Below are 21015 nucleotides of genomic sequence, written 5' to 3'. Positions count from 1 at the left end.
TTTTACAGGCAACGTATAAAAGGTTACCGCGTGGCAACCGTTTCACACGATCCTTCCCACGGTCAGCACCCGCGGGGATATGAAGGAACCCTCACGGACGGATTCCCTGCCAACCGAGCTCACCGACCTGAGAACCTCGAAGACGTTGCCTGTGAGCATGTTGTCCCGGAAGGGCCTCAGCTCACCGTTTTTGATGACGTAACCAAGTTCCACCGTCAGCGAGAAGTCGCCGCTGACGGGGTTGGCCGTGTGCTCGCCGAAGACCCTCCTCACCACAACGCCCTCGTAGTCCTCCAGTCTCTCCTTCCCCGGCTCCACGACGAGATTGCTCGTCCCAATGTGCGGAACGGTGCGGAAGTCCCTCACCGCGTTGCTCGTGCTCTCCATTCCGAGGAAAGAGCCATAGGTGTGGTCCAGGAGGAAGTTCCTTAGGAGACCCTTCTCGATTAGAACGGTCCTCCTTCCAGGAGTTCCCTCCCCGTCGAAGGGGTAGCTGCCGGGGAGGCCGGGCAAGGTTGGATCATCGACGAGAGTCACGGCCTCACCCGCCACCTCCTCGCCCGTACCCGAGAACCTGCTCCTGCCGAAGTAGACGCTGTCGCCGTAGAGGTTCTCGAGGAATATCCCGAGGAGGGACTGGAAGGCGCTCGGCTCGAGAACCAGCTCCCCGCTGAAGGGCTCGAGCCTTTCGGCGGCCGAGCTAAGGAGCGCCTCCTCCCTGGCAAGGGCTATCGATCTCCCCAGCTCCTCGAGTGGCTGGAGCGAGCGGTAGGACTGGTAGTGGTAGCCCGTGCCGGGCCGCGTGCCCTCGACCACGGCGTAGGCCGAGACGCTCATTCCCGTGGAGCGCCCCTCGAGGAACACACCGCTGGAGTTGGCCACGCCGTAGGAGTTCACCCCCAGGGCCAGCGAGCCAGATAGGGTCAGAGAGTCCCCCTTCAGCTCGCGCATCTTGCCGGCGAACTCCTCCGCGAGCGAGTGGGCCTCTTCAAAGGGGATATCCTCTATGCGCCGGTCGTAGAGGCCATCGACGCGGGGAACCTTCGAGGGAGCCGGAAAGCCCCTGAAGAGTATCTCACTCACCCGGGCCAACTTTACCGCCCTCTTCACGAACTCCTCCAGGGTCTTCCGATCGTGGTTGAGGCCAGTTATGTAGGAGAAGCCCAGCCTTCCGTTGTAACCAACGCGCAGGCCCATTCCCGAGTAGAACTTCCTCTGGGAGCGCTCGAGCCTCTCGCGCTCTATCCTGAAGGAGCCTCCCCTACCAGCCTCCCAGTAGAGCTCCCACTCGACGTTCTCCCGCTCCAGTATCGACACCAGGGTCTCGACGGAAGAGTTCACCTCAATCCCCCCACGAGAGCCCTCGTCAAAAGGTGCGGCCCGCCGTCGTCCACCGGAACCACCTGTCCCTTACCGCAGTAGCCGGGGAACTCCACCCTCAACTCCTTCCCCACGGCCCTGATGTTCCTCAGAACTTCAAGAATGCTCCCGCTCATGGCCACATCGCGCACCATATCCTTTATCTCGCCGTTCTCTATGATGTATCCCTCGGTGGCACCGAAGGTAAAGGTTCCGCTCGCGGTGTCCACCTGGCCCCCCTTGTCGCCGGCCATGTAGAGGCCGTTCTTAACCTCTTCCAGCATCTCCTCGAGGCTCCAGCTTCCAGGCTCAACGTAGGTGTTGCTCATTCTGACGAGGGGCTGGTAGGCGTAGCCCTGCGCCCTTCCGTGGCCGTTGGGTTCGAGACCAAGCAAAGCGCTCGTCTCGCGGTCGTTGAGGTAGTTCACGAGCACGCCGTCCCGGATTATCTCCACGCGCTTCCCCCTGATTCCTTCGTCGTCGTAGACGTAGGAGCCGTACTTGCCGGGAAGCGTTGGGTCGTCCACAACGGTCAGCCCCTCCACCGCTATCCTCTCGCCCAGCTTCCCGGCCAAGATGCTGTCGCCGTTCTTCACTGAATCCGCCTCGACCGCGTGGCCCAGGGCCTCGTGTATGAAGACGCCAGTCAGTTCGGGGTCCATTATGATCTCGAACTCTCCAGAGGGCGGCGAGCGAGCGTGGAGGAGCGAGAGTGCCTTTTCCTTCACCAGCTCGGCCCAGTGGGGGAAGTCTATGTCCTCGACCAGTTCCCAGCCAGCAGTTCCACCGAAGTACCTCCAGTAGGTCTGCATCTCCCCGTTCTCCCTCGCCGTAACCGAGAACCCCACCCTCACCCTCGGAACCACCGTCTCTATCTCGCTCCCAAGGGAGTTGAAGTAGAGCTGCTCCTTCAGGCCGTCGCCGTAAGCCGTCTCCCTGCTGACTATTCTCTCCCCCTCGAGGAGGGAGTCTATCTCCTTAACGAGGGTCAGCTTGTCCTCGACCTCGATGTCGGTGAAGGGCTTCCTCACCTTTATCTCCGCCCTCTCCCTCACGGGGTCACCGAGGTGTATCCTCGAATCCCCGCGGGAGAGCTTGGCTATCTTCATGGCCGTTTTTATGGCCTCCTCCGCCCGCGTCATGTCGTTGGCGCTGGAAAAGCCCCAGGCCCCGTTGAAGGCCCTCACGCCTATACCCATCTCCGCGTTGAGCGATAGCTCGTCGAGCTGACCGTTCCTAATGCTGAGGTGGGAAGCAGTTACACGGGTTATCCTTATCTCATAATAGGACACGCCGTAGCGCTCCGCGAGAGCCTCGGCTTTTCTCACGAGGTTCTCCATCTCTCTCACCGATGGGCATAAAAAGGGTTGGCTTATATGGATTTTTATCGGATAGATAGATGAACCATAGGATTTAAGGGTTGGTTTATGGAGAGGCGTAACGAGATACTCCACGCGATCCAGGCGAAGCCGGGGATAACCTTCAGGGAGCTGGCGAGGGAGCTTGGGATCGGCATCGGTGACCTCCAGTACCACCTGAGGAGGCTAGAGAAGGAGGGCAGGATATTCTCCAGGAAGGTCGGGAAGAGGCGCTACCTGTTCCCGAGGGGCTTCGAGGAGGAAGCTCAGAGACTGCTGATAGCCATCTCGACGGAGACCCGAAGGAGAATCCTCCTGCTACTGCTGGAGGGACAGAGGAATCAGAAGGACGTGGCCGAAAAGCTGAACCTCAGTCAGCCGACGGTGAGCTACCACATGGGTGAGCTGGTCAAGCTCGGTATAGTGAGGGCAAGAAAAGACGGGAAGAGCGTGATTTATTCCCTGTCGTACGACCCGGAGGTAATAGCAAGGGTGATAAGGGACTACCGGCCCGGTCTCTGGGAGAAGCTGGCCGACAACCTGATAGACCTACTTGCTGGCATGGGTGAGGAGGAATGATGGAAACTCTACTGACGATAGCGGCGCTTGTGCTGGCCCTCGTCCTGGCGGGGGTATCTTTCATAGCCTACAGGAAGAGCCACCTGCGTCCGGCCCTCTACCTGCTCGCGGCCTTCCTCTTGATGGCAATCAAAAAAACGATAGAAATGGCGAGCCTTGCGGAGTGGATAGAGAGGGACGTGGGACTGATAGTCGGGGCCCTCGAGGTGCTCGTGCTGGCCCTGCTCGTGCTCTCCCTCTGGAGACGCTAGCGGACCACCATAACGGGCGGGTTTATGGAGCCGACGACCTCCTCAAGGAGACTTCCTATCCTCGTTTTTCCGCTCCTCCCGTAGGCGCCCATGACCACGAGGGAGTACTGGCCGGAGTTGGCCTCCTCGAGTATCTTCTCCTTCGCCGAGCCTTCCACTATCCTGAAGGAGCAGTTCACTCCTTCCTCATGACACAGTTCGAGGAGCGTGGTCATCAGGTGTTTTATGCTCTTCTTCATATCCTTCCATATCTCCGCCTCGAACTTCTCCACCTGGGAAAGGTTCTCGCTGTAGAGGCCGAGGTTGAAGGCCATCGCCTTTGCCTCCCTCCTGTCGAGGACGGAGAATAGTATCACCTTGCCGTGCCTCCTCTTGGCCACCGCTATTGCATGAAGCGCCGCTTTCTGACTCCATTTCGAGCCGTCTATCAACACGAGTATCCTCATAACTCACACCCCTATGTACCTTATCCAGAGCAATCCCAAGCCGACGGTGACGGTGACGAGCATTATGACCAGTCCAACCTTGAGGAAGTCCATGAAGGTTATTCTGACGCCCTCCTTGGCGGCTATACCAAGCACGACGACGTTGGCGCTCGCACCTATGGCCGTTCCGTTCCCTCCAAGACAGGCACCGAGCGAGAGTGCCCACCAGAGGGGATAAATGTCCATCGTGCTCCCCATCGCCTTTATGAGGGGAATCATCGCCGCAGTCAGGGGAATGTTGTCCACTACGGCGGACGCTATTGCAGAGAACCAGGTTATTATGACGAGCGCTTCCCCGGTATTGTTTACGTAGCTGGTTATCCAGAGGGCAATGTCCTCGATGACGCCGGTCTCGACGAGCGCTCCTACCAGTATGAAGAGCCCCATGAAGAAGAATATCGCCGTCCACTCTATCTTTTCCAGTATCGACTCCGGGTCCATTCCGCTCCAGAGGAGGAGCACGGAGGCACCCACCAGGGCCACCACTGCCGGGGGAATATCAAGCCTGTCGTGGACAAAGAAGAGCAGAATAACCCCGACTATGACGATGACCGACTTCCGGAACAGGGAGTAGTCCCTTATCGCATCTTCCTCGCTCAGCCCCTCGAGGGTAGAGAGGATTCTTTTCCTCTTGGAATCGCTTATCCTCATTGCCCCCCGGTAGAACAGGTATATCAGCCCCAGGGATACGAAGAGGTCCACCAGCGCTATCGGTCCCATGTTGAGGAGAAACTCGTTGAAGCTTAACCCAGCGGCCGAGCCTATCATTATGTTGGGGGGATCACCTATCAGCGTTGCCATTCCGCCGATGTTGGAGGAAAAGACCTCGGCCAGGAGGAACGGGACGGGATTAACGTCCATGAGGCGGGTTATGTAGAGCAGCATAGGCGTAAGGAGCAGAACCGTCGTGACGTTGTCGAGAACAGAACTCACGAGGGCGGTAACGATCGAGAACAACAGGAGAACGTTCATTGGACTTCCACGGGCGAACTTGGCGGTTTTTATCGCTATGAACTCGAACAGCCCGCTCTCCTTGGCGGTGTTCACGATTATCATCATTCCGATAAGAAGCAGGAGCGTTCCAAGGTCCAGGTGCTCTGGGACAGCCTCCCAGGGAACTATTCCGAGCAAAAGAACCAGCGCCGCACCGAACAGGGCCGCCACCGTTCTGTGAACCCTCTCACTGATTATCATGGCGTAAGTTACAAGGAACACGACCACTGCGATTCCGGTCATCACTGCCTGCTCCATTGCCATCACCCTCAGTAAACCAGGACGGGTTTGTCAAGGTGCTGAACGATCTTAAGGACTATGGGACTTACGGGAGACGTTCTCGTGACCTCGGAGCCGTAGCTCCTTGAAACCACAAGGAGATCGAAGCCCTCCCCCATAAGCCTTATCACGTCGTCCCCCTTGCTCCCTATGAAGTACCTCCTCTCAACACGGAGGCCCAGCTCCTCGAGCCTCGGGGCTATCTTGGCCAGCATTCCCTCGGCGAACTCTATCTTTGCCCTCTTGAGCTTCTCCGCCTCCTCTTTACCCAGGGTCTGCTCGATGAGGGAGAGAGTCCGCTTCTCGGAGATGTAAACCAGAGTCACCGAGGCCCCGAGGTACGCGCTCAGCGTCTCGTAGAGCTCCTCCGGAATCTCGCCGGAGAACCTGTCGATGGGCATCAGTATGGAGTGCACCTCCGGGAGAACGAACTCCTCAGGCAGGAGGAGAAACTCGCGGTAGCGCCTTGAAATCTCCTCGTACCTGTCTCCCGCGATGTTCTTGAACTTGCGGTTTATCAGCGAGCTGAACAGGCCCATTAAACCCACCACTCACCCAGTAAGAAATACAGTTTAAAAATTTGTCCTCGAACCACGGCACCACTCTATAAGAGAATTGAACCAAAAGAGCTTTATTAAGTCAAAACGACCTAAAGAAAGGGTGAAAAAGATGAAAAAAATCATAGCAATGCTTATCACGGCCCTGCTGATTCTGCCTTTCGTGGGCTTCACAGCAGCCCAGTGCCCGAGCGAGGGGCACACCGTCGTCCTGAAGGCCCCCGCAGTATCGAGGACATCGGACGGCCAGCTCGTTGGAGTGGCCACTGACTTCGTTATAACCGTCGCCCCAGGAACGGGCCACGTTTACGTGGAGACCTGGCCGCTGGCTGAGGTGGACATGCAGGCCAGCGCGAGGTTGGCCTCGCAAATAGCGGGCAAGGTTCTCGGGGTCGATATGAGCAAGTACGACGTCTTCATTCAGATAAAGGCGGACTCCCCGATAATCGGCGGGCCTTCCGCGGGAGGAACCATGACGGTTGGGATAATAGCGGCCCTCGAGGGCTGGCAGGTCAATCCAAAGGTGATGATGACGGGCATGATAAACCCGGACGGAACGATAGGGCCCGTCGGCGGAATCCTCGAGAAGGCCTCCGCCGCCCACGACGTCGGGGCCGAGGTGTTCCTGATTCCGGAGGGCCAGAGGATACAGTACGTCCAGGAGACCCAGAAGAAGGAGATAGGCGGCATAGTGGAGATAAACACCCAAACCAAGAAGGTGGACGTGGTCGAGTACGCCAAGGAGCGCTGGGGACTGACGGTCATAGAGATAAAGGACATCTACGACGCCGTCTACTACTTCACCGGCCACAGGATACCCAGGCCAAAGGCGCCCTCCTACGTCACCATCGACACCTCCTTCCTCAAGGACGATGCGCTCAAAGACTACAAAAACACCACCTCATATTACCAGGCAACGCTGGACAAGCTCAAGGACAGCGACGTGAGCTACGCCACCTACACCACCCTGATGGAGGCCCTGAACCAGGCGAACGTTATCCTCAACCAGTCAAGGGAAGCAATAGACGACGGAATGTACTACACCGCCCTCAGCAAGGACTTCCAGGCTAGGATCATCATAAGGCACGTGGACTGGTACCTGGACTCCAACGGCCCCGACGACGTGCAGAGGCTCCTAAAGACCGTGGAGAGTCAGATAAACGCCTCTGAGGTCTCGGTTTCCAACGTGACGATAAAAGGAATAACGATGCTCCAGGCGGTCGCGGCGGCCGAAGAGAGGGTGGAGCAGGCGAAGAGCCTCCTTGACGAGGCCTGGAAGTACTACTACAACGGGGACTACTGGGACGCCGTTGGTGATGCAGCCTATGCCTACGAGAGGGCCAAAACTGCCGAGTTCTGGGCCAAACTGGGCGAGAGGTTCGCGGGCGACGAGGTCATAAGCAGGGACGTTGTGAAGGCAACGGCCAGGGACTACATAGACGAGTCCAGCCTCATAGTGACCTACATAGAGTCCATGTACGGGGACGTGGGGGGCGACCTCAGCCAGAGCATAGTCCAGGCGGAGCAGTACTACGAGGACGGCAAGTACTCGGCGGCGCTCTTCACGGCGATGGAGGCGCGCGTGAGGGCGCAGGTCTTCCTCGACACCCTCGGCATAGACAACCAGAGCGTGCTGATGGACAAGGCGAGGGCGATGAAGGAGGAGGCCAAGGTGGCCATAGGCATAGCGCAGAGCCAGGGCATAACCCCCGTTCTGGCCATGGCCTACTACGAGTTCGCCGAGAGCTACGAGAAGAGCGCGGAGGAGAACAACAGCCTCGAGGACCTCCAGACAGCCATGATATTCTACCAGTACGCCAGGGAAACCGCCGGCCTGTTCCTCAGCAGTCCGGGCGGAAGCGTTCAGGTACCACAGGACAACACGACCGGCGTGCCACAGATCGTCATACCCACGGGCACTCCAGACGCTGGAGGGCCTGATGAACAGACTGAGAGCCAAGGTGGCGTTCCGGAGACAGCGCTTGCCCTGGCGGCGATTGGGGCGTTCCTCGTCGGTGCCCTCGTGGGCAGAAAGCTGTGATCACCTTTCCTTTTTTTCTCAGCTACACCAGCGACTTCAGGAACTCCACGTAGACTCTCTTCACCCGCTTCATGGACTCGACGCTCACCCACTCGTCGCTACCGTGCCAGTTGCCACCTACCGGCCCGTAGACGAGGGTAGGCTTCCCAAGGTATGTGCCGAAGTAGTTGAAGTCCCCCACGCTCCTCCCGTAGATAATCTCCGGTTCTCCTCCGAGAACGGCCCTGTGGGCGGACTTGAAGACGTTCACGAAGCGGTCGTTCTCCCTGACGACGTAGGGGAGCATGTCCGGCGTTGGCCGCTCGAACTTCGAGACCCTGAGCTTTCCGTTGAGCTTTATCCTCTCCGCCAGCTTCATCAGCTCCCTCTCAACCCTTTCCCAGTCCTCGCCGATGACTATGTGCCTGTCGATTATCGCCCTGGCGTAGTCCGGGACGCTCAAACCGTCGGCCGAGCCCTCTATGTGGAGGGTGCAGTATGAGCCGGCACCGAGCTTCCGGTGGTTCCTGAAGCGTATCTTCCAAAGGCTTCCCACGAAGCGGCCCAGCTCCTCTATGGCGTTCAGCCCCTCGTGGGGCCTGGCGGCGTGAGCCTTCCTGCCGAAGACCTCGACCTGAACAACGAACCTTCCCCTGGCACCGAGCATCAGCCGCTCGTTGGTGGGTTCGCCCACGAGGACCACGTCAGCCTTGTCCAACTTGCCGCTCCTTATGAGCTCCCAGGCCCCGCGGGAGTAGCCCTCTTCATCGACCACCGCGGTGAAGATGACGTTGGGCCTCTCCTTCTTTGGGAGTTCAGCGACTTCCACGAAAGCCGCCATAAGTGCCGCGAGACCGGCCTTCATGTCGGCGCTGCCAAGGCCGTAGAAGCGGTCGCCGTCCAGCTCGCCGTGAGGATCCCGAGTCCAGCCGGAGGAGAGATTCACCGTGTCCATGTGACCGTTGAGAACGACGGTGTGTCCCCTGCCCGGAAGCCGGGCGATGACGTTGTCCCCGAAGCCATCAACTGGAAGGAGCTCGACCTCAAAGCCGTGCTCCTCCAGAAACGATGCTATGAAGCGGGAGATTTCCTCCTCACTTCCGAAAGGGGAACTGATGGAAACCAGCCCCTTAAGGAGGTCGAATTCCATATAATCACCACCAGGTAACAAAAACGACAAACTGCTTAAGTAATTTTCCCTAATGACGCGGAACAAAACTTGATTAAATCCAAGTTTTCCAGGATAAACAACAACCGAATGCGTGAATTCCAAAAGGGGGTACTATACATCTATCAAGTGGAGTACTAAAACAGCGGAACCGGGAACTAAGATCCGCGAAAAACCCCAGAAGAGAGTCGTGTGGTGGACCGGGCGGGATTTGAACCCGCGGCCTCCGCCTTGCGAGGGCGGCGCTCGTACCAGGCTGAGCTACCGGCCCACTCCCGGTTATATTGGGCACAACTTGGCTTTAAAAAGTTTCCGTCCAACCGCGGAATCCAGTGGACATTTTTGAGTTTAATTTCCACTGGAAAAGAAGGACTTTTAACTTCAAGATGCTAACCAACTTCGGTGGTTCAATGGACGCGAGGGGCTTTCACAGGAGCAACTTCATTGGTAACGGGAAAATCGAGGTCATTCCGAAGGTTCCCCTCACGAGGGAAACCCTTCCTTTAGCGTACACGCCTGGAGTCGCCGAGGTATCGCGCGAGATAGCCAGAGAGCCGGACAAAGCCTTCGAATACACCAACAGGGGCAACACCGTGGCCGTGATAAGTGACGGCACGAGGGTACTTGGACTCGGAGATATTGGCCCCCTCGGAGCTCTCCCCGTCATGGAGGGTAAGGCACTCCTCTTCAAGGTCTTCGGCGGTGTCGATGCGTCCCCTCTTGTTCTAGCTGAGAAAGACCCCGAAAAGTTCATTGAAGTTGTTAAGGCAGTTTCTCCCTCCTTCGGCGGGGTAAACCTCGAGGACATAGCCTCGCCCAAGTGCTTCTACATACTGGACAGGCTGAGGGAGGAGCTCGATGTACCAGTCTTCCACGACGACCAGCAGGGGACTGCGAGCGTTGTCTTGGCCGGATTGCTCAACGCGCTTAAAGTTGTGGGAAAAAAGCTCAGCGAGGTAAGCGTGGCCCTTTTTGGAGCGGGCGCGGCGGGCTTCGCGACTCTCAGGCTTCTGGTGAAGGCGGGGGCTAAGCCGGAAAAGGTTCGCGTCGTCGAGCTCGTGGAGGGGAGGCCGAGGGTTCTAACGCCCGATTTACCCCTTGAGAACCTCTTCCCGTACCGCGGGGAACTGCTGGGGAAAACGAACGGCGAGGGAGTCGAAGGTGGCCCGGAGGAGGCAGTAGAGGGTGCGGACGTTCTAATATCCTTCACGAAGCCCGGACCGGGCGTGATAAAGCCCGAGTGGATAGGGAAGATGGCCGACGACGCGATAGTGTTCCCTCTGGCCAATCCAATCCCCGAGATACTCCCTGAGGAGGCTAAAAAGGCCGGTGCTCGGATAGTTGCCACTGGAAGGAGCGACTATCCGAACCAGATCAACAACCTCCTCGGCTTCCCCGCGATATTCAGGGGAGCACTTGACGTGAGGGCCAGGACCATAACCGACGGCATGATAATAGAGGCTTCAAAGGCAATCGCTTCCGTAATAGAGCCGAGCGAGGGGGAGATAATCCCGTCGCCCTTCCACCCGGAAGTTCACCCCAGGGTGGCGAGGGCCGTCGCCGAGGAAGCGATGAGGGAGGGAATCGCGAGGGTCCGCGTCAATCCTGAGGAGGTTGAGGAGAGGCTCAGAACTTGGAGGCGGTTCTACGAGGGGAACATAGTCCCGCTGAACGAGAAGAGGAGGAACTACCGGTAGAGGCTTCCACCGTGCGCGTCTATGGCCACAATCAGCGGGAAGTCCTCAACCTCAAGAACCCACAGGGCCTCTGGAATTCCAAGGTCGAGCCAGTGGACGGCTTTAACCCCCTTTATGCTCCTTGCCGCGAGCGAACCCGCACCGCCAGTGAAGGCGAAGTAAACTGCGCGGCCTTTGAAAGGCCCGACCTCCATTCCGCCCTTCCCTATTATCCCCCGAACCCCAAGACCCAGAATCCCGTCGAGGTAGCGGTTCATTCTGGCACTCGTCGTCGGCCCCGCCGAAACGACCTTGTAGCTTTCTCCCCTTTTCCTGACCACGGGACCGCAGTGGTATATCACCGCCCCCTCCGGCTCGAAGGGCAGTTCCTCCCTCGGTAAACTCAGAATCCTCCTGTGGGCCGAGTCGCGGGCGGTGTAGATCGTTCCGGAGAGGAGGATTATATCACCGGCTCTCAGTTTCAGGACGTCTTCCTCGCCCAGGGGCGTTTCTAGCTTCACTGCCAAACCTCAACCCTCCCCTCGGGCTTTATTCTCAGGAAGGCCCTCCTGTTGGCCCAGCACTGGACAACGAGACCGACCGGAAAGCTTGCCGGGTGCCTGTGGGCCACCTCAATTTTGACGTCGAGGGCGGTCGTTCTGCCACCCATTCCCATCGGGCCGATCCCGAGGGCGTTTATTTCCTTCAAAAGCTCTTCCTCGAGCTCCGCTATCCTCCCGTCCGGGTTCCTCTCGCCGAGCCTCCTCAGGAGAGCTCTCTTCGCCAGCCCCATCGCGTAATCGGCTCCCCCGCCGACTCCTATCCCGAGGACGACCGGTGGGCAGGGCTTTCCGCCGCAGGCCTTAAGATGCTCGACCACGAAGCGCTTAACCCCTTCCCAGCCCTCGGAGGGGGTGAGCATAGCCAGGGCGGAGCAGTTCTCGCTCCCACCACCCTTTGGAAGGACCGCCACCTCGATTTCGTCGCCCTCAGTTATCTCCCAGTGGATCACCGGAACGCCCCTCCCAGTGTTGTCGCCCGAGTTCCTCCCGGTCAGAATGTCGACGGCGTTTGGCCTGAGGGGCACCTCTTCCGTCACCCTCCGCGTTGCCTCGATTATCGCTCCCTTGAGCTCCCCGAGGAAGGGGCTGTTAACCCCGGCTTTAACGAAGAAGATTAGCGTTCCGGTGTCCTGGCAGACGGGAATGGACTCGGTTTTTCCGATCTCTATGGCCTTGAGAATGTTCTCAAGGTTGAAGCGCGCTATTTCGCTCTCCTCCTCTTCATAGGCACGTTGGAGCGCAGAAACCGTATCATCAGGAATGCGAGTAACCGCGAGTCTTATGGCTTCTACCAATCCGTCAATCAATTGCCACTCACCGGGCAAAAATAGGGGCCAGAGTTTAAAAAGTTAACAGAAAAGAGGCAATCAGCCCTTGAGAATCTCAACTATCTGCTCGGCAACCTGAACCCCGGCGCGCATCTGGGCCTCTTCCGTTGAGGCACCGATGTGGGGTGTGAGGACGACGTTGTCGAGCTTTGTGAGTGGGTGGTCCTTCGGCAGGGGCTCCTCCTCGAAAACATCTAAGCCCGCTCCGGCAATCCAGCCCTCCTGGAGGGCTTTGACGAGGGCGCTGGTATCGACAACTGCACCGCGGGCGGCGTTGATGAGTATTGCCGTTGGCTTCATCAGCTTGAGCCGCTCCTCGTTGATGAGGTGGTAGGTCTGCTCCACCAGCGGAACGTGAAGGGTAACTACGTCGCTCTCCCTCAGAAGCTCCTCAAGCTGGGCGAACTTCCCGCCGACCTCTTTGGCCATCTCCTCGTTCGGGTAGGGGTCGTAGAGGAGAACCTTCATACCAAGGGCATGGGCAATCTTGGCCACCTCGTAGCCTATCCTTCCGAAGCCGATTACTCCTATGGTCTTGCCCTCAAGTTCGATTCCCATGCACTGCTTCTTGGCCCAGACGCCCTCGCGCATCTTCCTGTCGGCGAAGGCTACCTTCCTGGCCACGCTGAACATCAAAGCTATCGCCAGCTCGGCGACGCTCCTTGAGCTCGCCCCGGGGCTGTTCACAACCTTAATGCCCCTCTCCTTAGCGGCTTCGAGGTCTATGTTGTCCAGTCCAACGCCGGCCCTCCCGATGACCTTGAGCTTGGGTGCACTCTCGATGACCCTCCTCGTCACCTTCGGCTTGCTTCTGACGATTATCGCATCGACGTCTTTCACGAGCTCAACGAGCCTCTCCTCGTCGGGGTACTCCTCGTAGATAACATCAAAACCGGCTTTCCTTAGAACCTCCATAGCCTTCTCGTGGAGCGGAGCTGCAACGAGTACCTTCGCCATTTCCATCACCTCAACCCCTTCTCTTTATGGCCATCAGCATGACCTGGTCGGAAGTATCTTCCGCCCTGTCAGCTATGTCGCCCATCTTGGTGAGTATCTGGTTCCAGATGAGCTTGGCGTAGGTGGTGATGGTCTCGCTCTCAAAAACCTTACCCTTGACATCGTACTCCACTTCATCGGCCTTTTCTTCGGCGTCCTCGACGGCCTTGGCAAGCTCTATAGCCTTATCAACATCAGTATTGAGAGCATTGACCGCCTGAACGAGGACTGAATAGGTGTCTCTAGCCGAATCCACGAGGCGAAGGATCTCATCTTTCAGCTCGGCCGGCACCTTTGGTTTTGCCAGAATAAGAGTGTGGGCCGCGCTCTCGGCGGCATCGGCCACCTGGTCTATGAGCTCGCTCAAGCGGACGTAGTCGCCCCTGTTGGCAGGTAGGAAGGCCCCCTCGTAGAGCATGGTCTCTATGCCCCTCCTAAGGGAGTCCGCCTTACTCTCGAGCTGGTCCACTTCCCTCTCGAAGGCCTTTGCCCTCTCGAAGTCGCCCTCGAGGTAAGCCTCGACCAGAGCCCTGAACGCAACCAGTGCTTCGTCCACGACCTTGAGATGATTCTCTATGGCCTCAAAAACGCTGCTCTCCTTACCCCCAAATATGGGCATCTTCAATCCCCCAAGTTAAGTTCAACCGCCCGGTTTATTTAGATTTTCCTTCGCCTTGACCAGGGCCCAGATGAGTTCGTTCCTCGGCGCTTCCAGACCGACGGAGCCCGCGTACTCAACTATCTTGCCGTTGATGTAGTCTATCTCCGTCCTCTTGCCCCTCCTTATGTCCTGAAGGGTGGAGTTGTAGTTCTCCCTCGTGCGTTCAATCGTGTCCCAGAGGAGCTCCAGGGGGTGCATCTCGAACTCCACGCCGAGCTGCTGGGCCACCATGCAGCCCTCCCTTGCCACGTCCACCGAGACCGCCTCGAGGTACGGGTCGTCCTTCAAAGCCCCGTTCTTGACTTCAAGAACTGTTCCAAGGCCGTTTATCACGGAATTGACTATCGCCTTGGCCCATTTCCAGCCCAGGACGTTCTCAGTGGTGGAAACCTCGAGTCCGGCCTCCCTGAGAACTCCGGCGACCTCCCCAACAAAGGGGTCTCCACCCGTGGGGTACTTCCCGATGACCGTTATACCCTTGCCTGTCCACTTTACGACGCCCCACTCCATTAGCATTGCGCCGTTGGTAGTTATGCCTCCCATCACATTAGGCGTCACCCTCATAGCCAGTTCCTCGTTTCCAAGGCCGTTCTGGACGCTCAGAATCCACGTTTCCGGACCGATGCATTTTCTGGCGCACTCCAAGGCGGCTTTGGTGGAGTAGGACTTGGTCGCCAGGAGGAGAAGCTCTGGTGGTTCTTCGGGGGCGTGAACGGTCGCCCTTGGCCTGACCACGAACTCCTCCACTCCGGTTATCCTGAGCCCCCTCTCCAGTATCGCCCTCACCTGCTCCTCCCTTCCGATGAGCGTCACGTCGTTGCCCGCCCTCGTTAAGAGAGCTCCGAAGAGGGAACCTATGCTCCCGGCTCCGAGGACGTAAATCTTCATCTCACCACCGCAACCGTTTAAAGACAACACCTTAAATGCCTACCGATGATAAGCGTGGTTCTGGTGGAGCCGGAGGGGCCGGCGAACATAGGAATGATAGCGAGGACCATGAAGAACTTTGGATTTTCCAGCCTAGTGCTCGTGAACCCTAACCTAACGGAGGAAAGCTACAGCTATGCAGTCCACGCAAGGGACGTATTAGACAGGGCACTCATGGTTGAGAGCTTTGAGGAGGCGCTTGAGCTCTTCGATTTGGCCGTTGGAACAACGGGGAAGCCCGGAGGGAGGTTCATACCACACCGTGTTCCCCTCTATCCCTGGGAGCTGAGGGAGACGCTCGAAGGCTATCCCGGGAGGGTCGGCCTTTTCTTCGGCAGGGAGAGCATCGGGCTGAGAAACGATGAGCTGGAAAGGCTCGACTTCACCGTGACGGTTCCGACCAGCGAGGCCTACCCCGTGATGAACCTCGCACAGGCCGTCGCGGTTATCCTCTACGAGCTCTCAAAGGAAAGGCCGGAGGCGAAAGTTCGCTCCCTTGAACCTGCAACGAGGAGGGAGAAGGAGGAGTTAGCAAGGTCGTGGGAGAGACTCTTGGAAGCTCTCAACTACCCCAAGGATCCGGAGAGACGGGAGGTCTTCGCAAAGGTGTTTCAGCGCTTCGTGGGGAGGGCCGTTCTGTACGGGAGGGAGGTTCACACGCTTATAGGGCCGCTGAGAAAGGCCGCTATAAAGCTGGAGGAGTGCGGAGATGCTGAGCGTTGATGTCTTTGAGATGGCAGGCAGAAAAGTGTGGATAGGCGTGATCCACGAGAAAAAAATCCAGGGGATAACCTTCGCCCTCGACGGGGCGCAGTTCCGGGCGAACATCGAGCGCCTCTCGGACTTCCTGGAGAGAAGGGGCGTCGATGTCGATGCCAGTGATGGGGAGAGCGATTACCCCTCCCTCGTCCGGGACGTCATCGTCGGGAGGCTGGAAAACGAGGATCTTCTTCTGGAGCTTTCGTTCGAGGGCGTTACACCCTTTGAGAGGCGGGTTTACGAATGGCTCACGAAAAACGTTAAAAGAGGTAGCGTTATAACCTACGGTGGCCTTGCAGGGGCATTAAACACATCACCGCGGGCCATCGGCGGGGCGATGAGGCGGAACCCCTACCCGATAGTCGTTCCCTGCCACAGGGTCGTTGCCAGCGACGGCATCGGTCACTACACTCCGAGGCTGGAGGGGAAGGTTTTCCTGCTGGAAATCGAGGGGGTGAAAGAATGGACAAGCTCAAGGCGTACCTGATTGGATTCCTCATCGCTGTTATAGCCATAGCGGCCGGCATAGTCTGGTACGGCGGCTTCAAGCTGCTGCTCCAGGTGATACTCACCCTGGGTTTCCTGGGAGTTACGCTGATGCTGCTCTTCTTCACGGGACTTACCTTCTACGCCGAGAGCTGGAAGTATGGGACAATACTGGCAGTCTTCACGGCGATAAGCGGCTACGGCTTATACCTCAGCGCCACCTGGCAGAACCTCCAGGTGGTTGGTGGGATAATAGTCTTCTTCATCGCCATACTCGCCTTCGGCATCTGGTACATAAGCGAGCCCGATCTGAGCCTGACGGACCGCTTCCGCTCGGCTGAAAAGCTTGAAAAGATGGGTAAGTACAAAGCCGCGGCCAGAAAGTACGAGAAGGCCGGAAACTACCTGAAGGCGGCGGAGATGTACGAGAAGCTTGGCTGGATGGAGAGCGCCGCCTGGGCCTACGAGAAGGCCGGGAAGTACGAGAGGGCCGCGGAGATATACGAGGAGCTGTACGAGAAGGAGAGGGACACATACTACCTCAAGGAGGCCCACGAGTACTGGAAGAAGGCTGGAAACAGGGAGAGGGCAGCTAAGGCCCTCGAGCGCTACGCCGAGGAGGAGCCCTGGTTCTGGGAGGACGTGGCAAAGCTCTACGAGGAGCTGGGCAACGAGGAGAAGGCCAGGGAGGCCTGGGAGAGGGCCTTGGAGTACTACCAGAAGGAAGCTCAGGAAGAGGGCGTCTTTTACGAGGACGTTGGCAACATAGCAAGGAAGCTCGGCAGGGAGGAGCTGGCGAGGGAGGCATACCAGAAGTTCCTGGAGTACTGCCTGAAGGAGGCCGAAAAAGACCCGATGTGGTGGAAGCACGTGGCGGAGGCCTACGAGTACCTCGGCGAGAGGGAGAAGGCGGAGGAAGCCAGAAAGAAGTACGAGGAGTACAGGGCAAAGATAATGAAGACCAACGAGGAGACCTCAAAGTTCCCGGAGGAGAAGAGAGAGACCTGAAGCTAAAATACTCTCTCTATCTCCTCAATTTTGTCAAAATCCCCGTCGTTTGAGAGTATCTTCTTCACCCCGTGCTTCCTCATCGTTGCGTAGTGAATCGCATCGTCGAAGTCAAGCTTCTCAATCCTTTCCGCTTCCATGAGAATTTCAGGTGTCAGTGGGACGACTCGAATCCCCAGTTCCGGAAGTATTTCCATGAGGTTAAATGTCCCCTTCCTGTTCAGCCTTCTGAGAAGTATGTAAAGCTGCCAGACGGTTAGTGACGAGGTTATCATTGAGCCATAATGTTCTTCCAGCAAATCGGTGGCCCTATCAGAGAACTCAGGGTTGTCAGTGAGGTGATAGTAAATCACGTTGACGTCAACGTAAACCCTCACAGCTCTCCCCTCAGGAGCTTTTCAGTTTCTTCCTTCACGATTTCGTCAATTTCCTCACCGGTGAGGTTTTCTCCCCGGAAAATTCCCCGGTATTTCATCAGCTTCTCCCTGACGGGAATCAGGATTATCCTGCCGTCCTTCTCCTCGACGTAGAACTCCCTGGAGCGGAGGTTTTTCCTGATGCTGGCAGGGAGGTAAACCCTCCCGTTGTCATCGAGTCTCACAACTTCCACTGTCATGGTAAAGATTGGGTTTTTGGAAAATAAATACTTTTTGGCAAACGCAATTCCCTAATACATCTCGCCCCTCCTCTCAATCTCCTCCAGCTCTTTTGCTATTTCTCTCTCCTTCTTCTCGGCGTACCTCTCCAGCCACTCAAAGAAGAACTTTCCGGCGAGCAGGAGCAGGGCTACACTCAGAAACCCCACCATAATCTGGAAGTCCGTGGGAACGGCGCGGGGAAATTGCACTCTCCCACCCCCTCACCGGGTACGTCAAGGAGCCTAAAAACCTTGCCAACCTTTTTAAGACCCCCGGGCTACCTTCCAACAGGTGGTAGCGATGATGGGAATGAACCCCCGGCAGATGAAGAAGCTCATGCGCCAGATGGGCATAAAAATGGAGGAGCTCGAGGGCGTTGAGGAGGTCATAATAAGGCTCGAGAACAAGGAGATAATCCTCAAGGACCCGGTGATAACGATAATAACCGCCCAGGGAGAGAAGAGCTACCAGATAGTGCCAGGAAAGGAAGAAGTAAGGGCGGTGGTCAGGGTCTCGGAAGATGACATCAAGCTCGTCATGGAGCAGGCTGGCGTCGACTACGATACCGCAAAGAAGGCCCTCGAAGAGGCCGAAGGGGACCTGGCGGAGGCAATAATAAAGCTAACGGGGGGCTGAGCCTCAGCCCTCCCCGTGCTCCTTCTGGAAGGTTTCGATGGCCTTCATGAGTGGAATCAGGTGCATCAGGGCCGGGCCACCGGCCATCAGAACCGCAACGAGGCCCGCCTCGAAGAGTTCCTCCGGCTTGGCGCCCGCTTCCAGAGCTTTCTGGGTGTGGAGGTAGATGCACCACTCACAGCCCTGGGCTATGCCGAGGGCGAGTGCGATAAGCTCCTTCTCACGCGTCGTCAGGGCCTTGTTATCTAGGGTCTCGCGCAGGAACCTTGAGAAGGCGGAAATCTCCTTGGGGTGCTGCTTGCCCAGCCTGTCGAGGAGTTCCTCAATCTCCTTAAGCTTGACATCAACGTCGTCGTAATCCATAGGGACCACCGCATATAGCTCGCTTTTGGAGTTTAAAGGCGTATCCCAAACTTCAGGTTGAAAACCGGCCGTTCCAAAAGGCTATAAACCCCAGGGAGAAAATATGGCCGATGAAAGCAATAGGAGTAATAAGAAGATCCAGGCGCGACGGGGTGAGCAGGGAGGAGTTCGAGGAGCTTTTGAGGAGTGCGGGCTATGAAGTCCTCGCGATCCTCGAGCAGAACAGGGAGGAGCACCCGCGCTACAACATAGGAAAGGGAAAGCTCGAGGAGCTGAAGGAGCTCGTAAAGGAGCTCAAGCCAGATAAGGTTATCTTTGCCAACAGGCTGACGCCGAGCCAGGCCTACAACCTCTGGAAGGAGCTCCGCGTCGAGGTAATTGACCGGTGGCAGCTCGTCCTCGAGATTTTCGAAAAGCGGGCCCACTCAAAGGAGGCAAAGCTTCAAGTTGAGTTAGCCTCGCTCCAGTACGAGGTCCCCCTCGTGAAGGAAGCGATAAGGCGAATCAAGCTCGGCGACAGGGCCGGCTTTAAGGGAATGGGTGAGTATCAGACGCAGCAGTACCTCAAGCACATTCGCTATCGTATGGGGAAGATACGGAAGGAGCTTGAGAGGGTCAAGGCCGACAGGGAAGTTAAGCGGAAGCGCAGGGAAGAGGTGGGGTTCATTCTCATAGCCCTGGCCGGCTACACCAACGCGGGGAAATCGACCCTTCTCAACGCCCTCGCCGGGGAGGAGATAGAGGCCAGAAACCAGATGTTCACGACGCTTGACACGACAACGAGGCGCTTCAAGCTGGGGGGCAAGAGGGTTCTCGTCACTGACACGGTCGGCTTCATAGATGGCCTTCCACCGTTTATAGTCGAGGCATTTCACTCGACGCTGGAGGAGATAGTTAAGGCGGACATAATTCTGCTCGTCCTCGATGCCAGCGAGCCCTGGACCGAGATGAGGAGGAAGTTCCTGGCATCGCTCGGCGTTCTCAGGGAGCTGAAGGCCCTTGACAAGCCGATAATAGTGGTCCTCAACAAGAGGGATTTAACGAGCGAGGAGGACATAAGGGACAAAGCGGAGATTATGAAGGCCCTTGCCGAGGAGAGGGGAATAGGTTCGAACGTCGTCTCAATCTCGGCAAAGCTGGGCCAGCTTGAAGAGCTTTACGGCACCCTCGAGGAGGTTATCCTCACCCTGCCGAAGTACAAGGCCTTCGAGATAACCGTGGACGAGCCGGATAAGGTTCCCAGGGTGATGGCGCTCATAAACTCCATCGGCGAGATTCTGTCGGTCGAGTACGGCGAGAAAACTAGGATAAGGGCCTACGTGCAGACGGGAATGATAAAGGAGCTCACACGGCTCGGGGTTAGGATAGAGAGGCTAAACCAGCCCCACGAGGGAGAAGGCCTTGAAGATAGCGAGTGATATCACTATGGCCGTGAGCGGCGTCGCGACCCAGCCAAAGACTATGTCCCTTATGACGCCCCTCTCGACGCCCTCTCCCGCGAGCAGGCCCACCCCGATGACGCCCCCAACTATTGACTGGCTCGAGCTGACGGGAAGGCCGAAGAAGTTCGCCAGGCTGACAGCTATTGCCGAACCGAACTGGGCGGCGAATGCCGAAACGGGTCCGAGGGAAGTTATCTTCTTCCCGACGGTGTGCATCACCGCATAGCTGAACGTGAGAGCGCCGATGGAAAGCGCTATCGCCCCGAAGATTCCAGCAACCTTCGGCTCCATGAAGCCGGCACCGACCAGAGGGCCGGAGGCGTTGGCAACTTCGTTCGTCCCGAAGTTGAAGGCCATGTAGGAGCCGCCGAGTATGGCCAGGGCCTTGTAGAGGGCCTCAATCGTCGAGACGCTTTTTATCTTGGAAACCACCCAGCCGTAGAATCTGAAGAGGAATATGGCAAGAATCCCCGACAGCACCGGTGAGACGACCCAGGCGGCGGCTATTTTACCGAGAGTGTACCAGTTCACTGGGGCGTGGGTGGCGAGGCCCACTCCTATAACCCCTCCAACTATCGCCTGGGTTGTGGAGACGGGAAGGCCCTTCACGGTGGCTATCGTCACCCAAACGCCCGCGGCGAGGAGCGCTATGACCGCCATCTCCATTGTTAGGTACCCCTCCGGGACTATGCCTTTCCCAACGGTCTTCATGACCTTGTAACCCCGGAGGTATGCCCCCATCAGGACAAATATCGCTATCGTAAGCGTGGCCTGGCGGAAGCTCAGTATTCCAGCCCCGACAGCAGTCCCCATAGCGTTGGCAGAGTCATTCGAGCCTATGTTCCAGGCAATGTAAAACGCCACTGCTATCGCCGCTACCGCCAGGCCCTCCATTTTAACCACCACTATATAGTCTATATACCAGCCTGTAGTTTATGGATTTAAAAATTTAGCGGGCGAACTTTTTTCGGGAAACAATGCGCT

General features: G+C 57.5%; 25 protein-coding genes and 1 tRNA gene. 9 read left to right on the top strand and 17 right to left on the bottom strand.

Going from position 1 to position 21015, the window contains the following annotated elements:
* Nucleotides 1-42: 42 nt before the first annotated feature.
* Together CL1_RS06595 and CL1_RS06590 are read right to left on the bottom strand one after the other, a co-directional pair.
* Nucleotides 43-1341 carry a TldD/PmbA family protein gene (locus tag CL1_RS06595; protein ID WP_014789105.1) on the bottom strand — a complete coding sequence of 433 codons (1299 nt, stop codon included), beginning with the start codon at nucleotides 1339-1341 and terminating at the stop codon, nucleotides 43-45.
* Nucleotides 1338-2699 (bottom strand): TldD/PmbA family protein, encoded by a 1362-nt coding sequence (locus CL1_RS06590; RefSeq protein WP_014789104.1) that lies wholly within the window; start codon nucleotides 2697-2699, stop codon nucleotides 1338-1340. The genes CL1_RS06595 and CL1_RS06590 overlap by 4 nt, the downstream gene beginning before the upstream one ends.
* Before the next feature lie 87 nt (nucleotides 2700-2786).
* Here CL1_RS06590 and CL1_RS06585 point away from each other — a divergent pair, with 87 nt between their 5' ends.
* Nucleotides 2787-3296 (top strand): winged helix-turn-helix transcriptional regulator, encoded by a 510-nt coding sequence (locus tag CL1_RS06585; RefSeq protein WP_014789103.1) that lies wholly within the window; start codon nucleotides 2787-2789, stop codon nucleotides 3294-3296.
* A complete protein-coding gene (locus CL1_RS06580) occupies nucleotides 3293-3547 on the top strand; it encodes a hypothetical protein (RefSeq protein ID WP_048152064.1) in 255 nt (84 codons plus the stop codon). The genes CL1_RS06585 and CL1_RS06580 overlap by 4 nt, the downstream gene beginning before the upstream one ends.
* Here the strand turns inward: CL1_RS06580 and CL1_RS06575 are convergent.
* The 3 genes from CL1_RS06575 to CL1_RS06565 are packed head-to-tail and all read right to left on the bottom strand — an operon-like array spanning nucleotide 3544 to nucleotide 5843.
* Entirely contained in the window at nucleotides 3544-3993 is a 450-nt protein-coding gene (locus CL1_RS06575) for a universal stress protein (RefSeq protein ID WP_014789101.1), read from the bottom strand. The two genes, CL1_RS06580 and CL1_RS06575, sit on opposite strands and share 4 nt — an antisense overlap.
* 3 nt (nucleotides 3994-3996) lie before the next feature.
* Complete coding sequence (locus CL1_RS06570; protein ID WP_014789100.1) at nucleotides 3997-5283, bottom strand: ArsB/NhaD family transporter; 1287 nt, start codon at nucleotides 5281-5283, stop codon at nucleotides 3997-3999.
* A gap of 11 nt (nucleotides 5284-5294) precedes the next feature.
* Nucleotides 5295-5843 (bottom strand): universal stress protein, encoded by a 549-nt coding sequence (locus tag CL1_RS06565; RefSeq protein WP_014789099.1) that lies wholly within the window; start codon nucleotides 5841-5843, stop codon nucleotides 5295-5297.
* Nucleotides 5844-5973: 130 nt separating this feature from the next.
* Here CL1_RS06565 and CL1_RS06560 point away from each other — a divergent pair, with 130 nt between their 5' ends.
* Nucleotides 5974-7902 (top strand): S16 family serine protease, encoded by a 1929-nt coding sequence (locus CL1_RS06560; protein WP_014789098.1) that lies wholly within the window; start codon nucleotides 5974-5976, stop codon nucleotides 7900-7902.
* Between the two features lie 22 nt (nucleotides 7903-7924).
* Here the strand turns inward: CL1_RS06560 and CL1_RS06555 are convergent, their stop codons facing one another.
* Together CL1_RS06555 and CL1_RS06550 are read right to left on the bottom strand one after the other, a co-directional pair.
* A complete protein-coding gene (locus CL1_RS06555; RefSeq protein WP_014789097.1) occupies nucleotides 7925-9031 on the bottom strand; it encodes a M20 family metallopeptidase in 1107 nt (368 codons plus the stop codon).
* Nucleotides 9032-9242: 211 nt separating this feature from the next.
* Nucleotides 9243-9320: transfer RNA gene (locus CL1_RS06550), tRNA-Ala, on the bottom strand.
* A gap of 139 nt (nucleotides 9321-9459) precedes the next feature.
* Here CL1_RS06550 and CL1_RS06545 point away from each other — a divergent pair.
* Nucleotides 9460-10746 carry an NAD(P)-dependent malic enzyme gene (locus CL1_RS06545; RefSeq protein WP_014789096.1) on the top strand — a complete coding sequence of 429 codons (1287 nt, stop codon included), beginning with the start codon at nucleotides 9460-9462 and terminating at the stop codon, nucleotides 10744-10746.
* Here the strand turns inward: CL1_RS06545 and CL1_RS06540 are convergent.
* The 5 genes from CL1_RS06540 to CL1_RS06520 are packed head-to-tail and all read right to left on the bottom strand — an operon-like array spanning nucleotide 10737 to nucleotide 14660.
* A complete protein-coding gene (locus tag CL1_RS06540; RefSeq protein ID WP_048152058.1) occupies nucleotides 10737-11252 on the bottom strand; it encodes a FumA C-terminus/TtdB family hydratase beta subunit in 516 nt (171 codons plus the stop codon). The genes CL1_RS06545 and CL1_RS06540 overlap by 10 nt on opposite strands.
* Nucleotides 11243-12094 carry a fumarate hydratase gene (locus CL1_RS06535; RefSeq protein ID WP_014789094.1) on the bottom strand — a complete coding sequence of 284 codons (852 nt, stop codon included), beginning with the start codon at nucleotides 12092-12094 and terminating at the stop codon, nucleotides 11243-11245. The genes CL1_RS06540 and CL1_RS06535 overlap by 10 nt, the downstream gene beginning before the upstream one ends.
* Before the next feature lie 60 nt (nucleotides 12095-12154).
* Nucleotides 12155-13078 (bottom strand): hydroxyacid dehydrogenase, encoded by a 924-nt coding sequence (locus tag CL1_RS06530; protein WP_014789093.1) that lies wholly within the window; start codon nucleotides 13076-13078, stop codon nucleotides 12155-12157.
* A 4-nt stretch (nucleotides 13079-13082) separates the two neighbouring features.
* Entirely contained in the window at nucleotides 13083-13730 is a 648-nt protein-coding gene (locus CL1_RS06525; RefSeq protein ID WP_014789092.1) for a TIGR00153 family protein, read from the bottom strand.
* A gap of 21 nt (nucleotides 13731-13751) precedes the next feature.
* Nucleotides 13752-14660 (bottom strand): 2-dehydropantoate 2-reductase, encoded by a 909-nt coding sequence (locus CL1_RS06520; RefSeq protein ID WP_014789091.1) that lies wholly within the window; start codon nucleotides 14658-14660, stop codon nucleotides 13752-13754.
* A gap of 45 nt (nucleotides 14661-14705) precedes the next feature.
* Between CL1_RS06520 and CL1_RS06515 the strand changes: the two genes are divergently transcribed.
* The 3 genes from CL1_RS06515 to CL1_RS06505 are packed head-to-tail and all read left to right on the top strand — an operon-like array spanning nucleotide 14706 to nucleotide 16952.
* Nucleotides 14706-15422: an RNA methyltransferase gene (locus CL1_RS06515; RefSeq protein ID WP_048152053.1), complete on the top strand. Its 717-nt coding sequence runs from the start codon at nucleotides 14706-14708 to the stop codon at nucleotides 15420-15422.
* Nucleotides 15409-15945 carry a methylated-DNA--protein-cysteine methyltransferase gene (gene otg, locus CL1_RS06510; RefSeq protein WP_014789089.1) on the top strand — a complete coding sequence of 179 codons (537 nt, stop codon included), beginning with the start codon at nucleotides 15409-15411 and terminating at the stop codon, nucleotides 15943-15945. Before CL1_RS06515 ends, otg begins: the two co-directional genes overlap by 14 nt.
* The gene (locus CL1_RS06505; RefSeq protein WP_014789088.1) at nucleotides 15921-16952 is read left to right on the top strand and encodes a tetratricopeptide repeat protein; all 1032 of its coding nucleotides are present in this window, start codon (nucleotides 15921-15923) and stop codon (nucleotides 16950-16952) included. Before otg ends, CL1_RS06505 begins: the two co-directional genes overlap by 25 nt.
* A 2-nt stretch (nucleotides 16953-16954) precedes the next feature.
* Here CL1_RS06505 and CL1_RS06500 read toward each other — a convergent pair whose 3' ends face one another.
* From CL1_RS06500 to CL1_RS06490, 3 genes are read right to left on the bottom strand one after another with little or no spacing between them, the layout of a single operon-like run.
* Nucleotides 16955-17329 (bottom strand): type II toxin-antitoxin system VapC family toxin, encoded by a 375-nt coding sequence (locus tag CL1_RS06500; protein ID WP_014789087.1) that lies wholly within the window; start codon nucleotides 17327-17329, stop codon nucleotides 16955-16957.
* Nucleotides 17326-17568 (bottom strand): AbrB/MazE/SpoVT family DNA-binding domain-containing protein, encoded by a 243-nt coding sequence (locus CL1_RS06495; protein WP_083830195.1) that lies wholly within the window; start codon nucleotides 17566-17568, stop codon nucleotides 17326-17328. The genes CL1_RS06500 and CL1_RS06495 overlap by 4 nt, the downstream gene beginning before the upstream one ends.
* 51 nt (nucleotides 17569-17619) lie before the next feature.
* Complete coding sequence (locus tag CL1_RS06490) at nucleotides 17620-17799, bottom strand: hypothetical protein (RefSeq protein ID WP_048152050.1); 180 nt, start codon at nucleotides 17797-17799, stop codon at nucleotides 17620-17622.
* A gap of 91 nt (nucleotides 17800-17890) precedes the next feature.
* Between CL1_RS06490 and CL1_RS06485 the strand changes: the two genes are divergently transcribed.
* Nucleotides 17891-18226: a nascent polypeptide-associated complex protein gene (locus CL1_RS06485; protein ID WP_014789085.1), complete on the top strand. Its 336-nt coding sequence runs from the start codon at nucleotides 17891-17893 to the stop codon at nucleotides 18224-18226.
* 3 nt (nucleotides 18227-18229) lie between these two features.
* Here the strand turns inward: CL1_RS06485 and CL1_RS06480 are convergent, their stop codons facing one another.
* Nucleotides 18230-18589: a carboxymuconolactone decarboxylase family protein gene (locus CL1_RS06480; protein WP_014789084.1), complete on the bottom strand. Its 360-nt coding sequence runs from the start codon at nucleotides 18587-18589 to the stop codon at nucleotides 18230-18232.
* A 110-nt stretch (nucleotides 18590-18699) separates the two neighbouring features.
* Between CL1_RS06480 and hflX the strand changes: the two genes are divergently transcribed.
* Nucleotides 18700-20007 carry a GTPase HflX gene (hflX, locus tag CL1_RS06475; RefSeq protein WP_014789083.1) on the top strand — a complete coding sequence of 436 codons (1308 nt, stop codon included), beginning with the start codon at nucleotides 18700-18702 and terminating at the stop codon, nucleotides 20005-20007.
* On the opposite strand, the gene CL1_RS06470 is transcribed toward hflX, so the two are convergent.
* Nucleotides 19963-20925, bottom strand: coding sequence for an inorganic phosphate transporter (locus CL1_RS06470; protein WP_014789082.1), 963 nt, complete (start codon nucleotides 20923-20925; stop codon nucleotides 19963-19965). The genes hflX and CL1_RS06470 overlap by 45 nt on opposite strands.
* Nucleotides 20926-21015: the final 90 nt, after the last annotated feature.

This window comes from Thermococcus cleftensis, from assembly GCF_000265525.1.
GTDB classification, from domain to species: Archaea; Methanobacteriota_B; Thermococci; order Thermococcales; family Thermococcaceae; genus Thermococcus; species Thermococcus cleftensis.
Note: the sequence above shows the minus strand (reverse complement) of the source record. Positions and strands in the feature narration are given on the sequence as shown.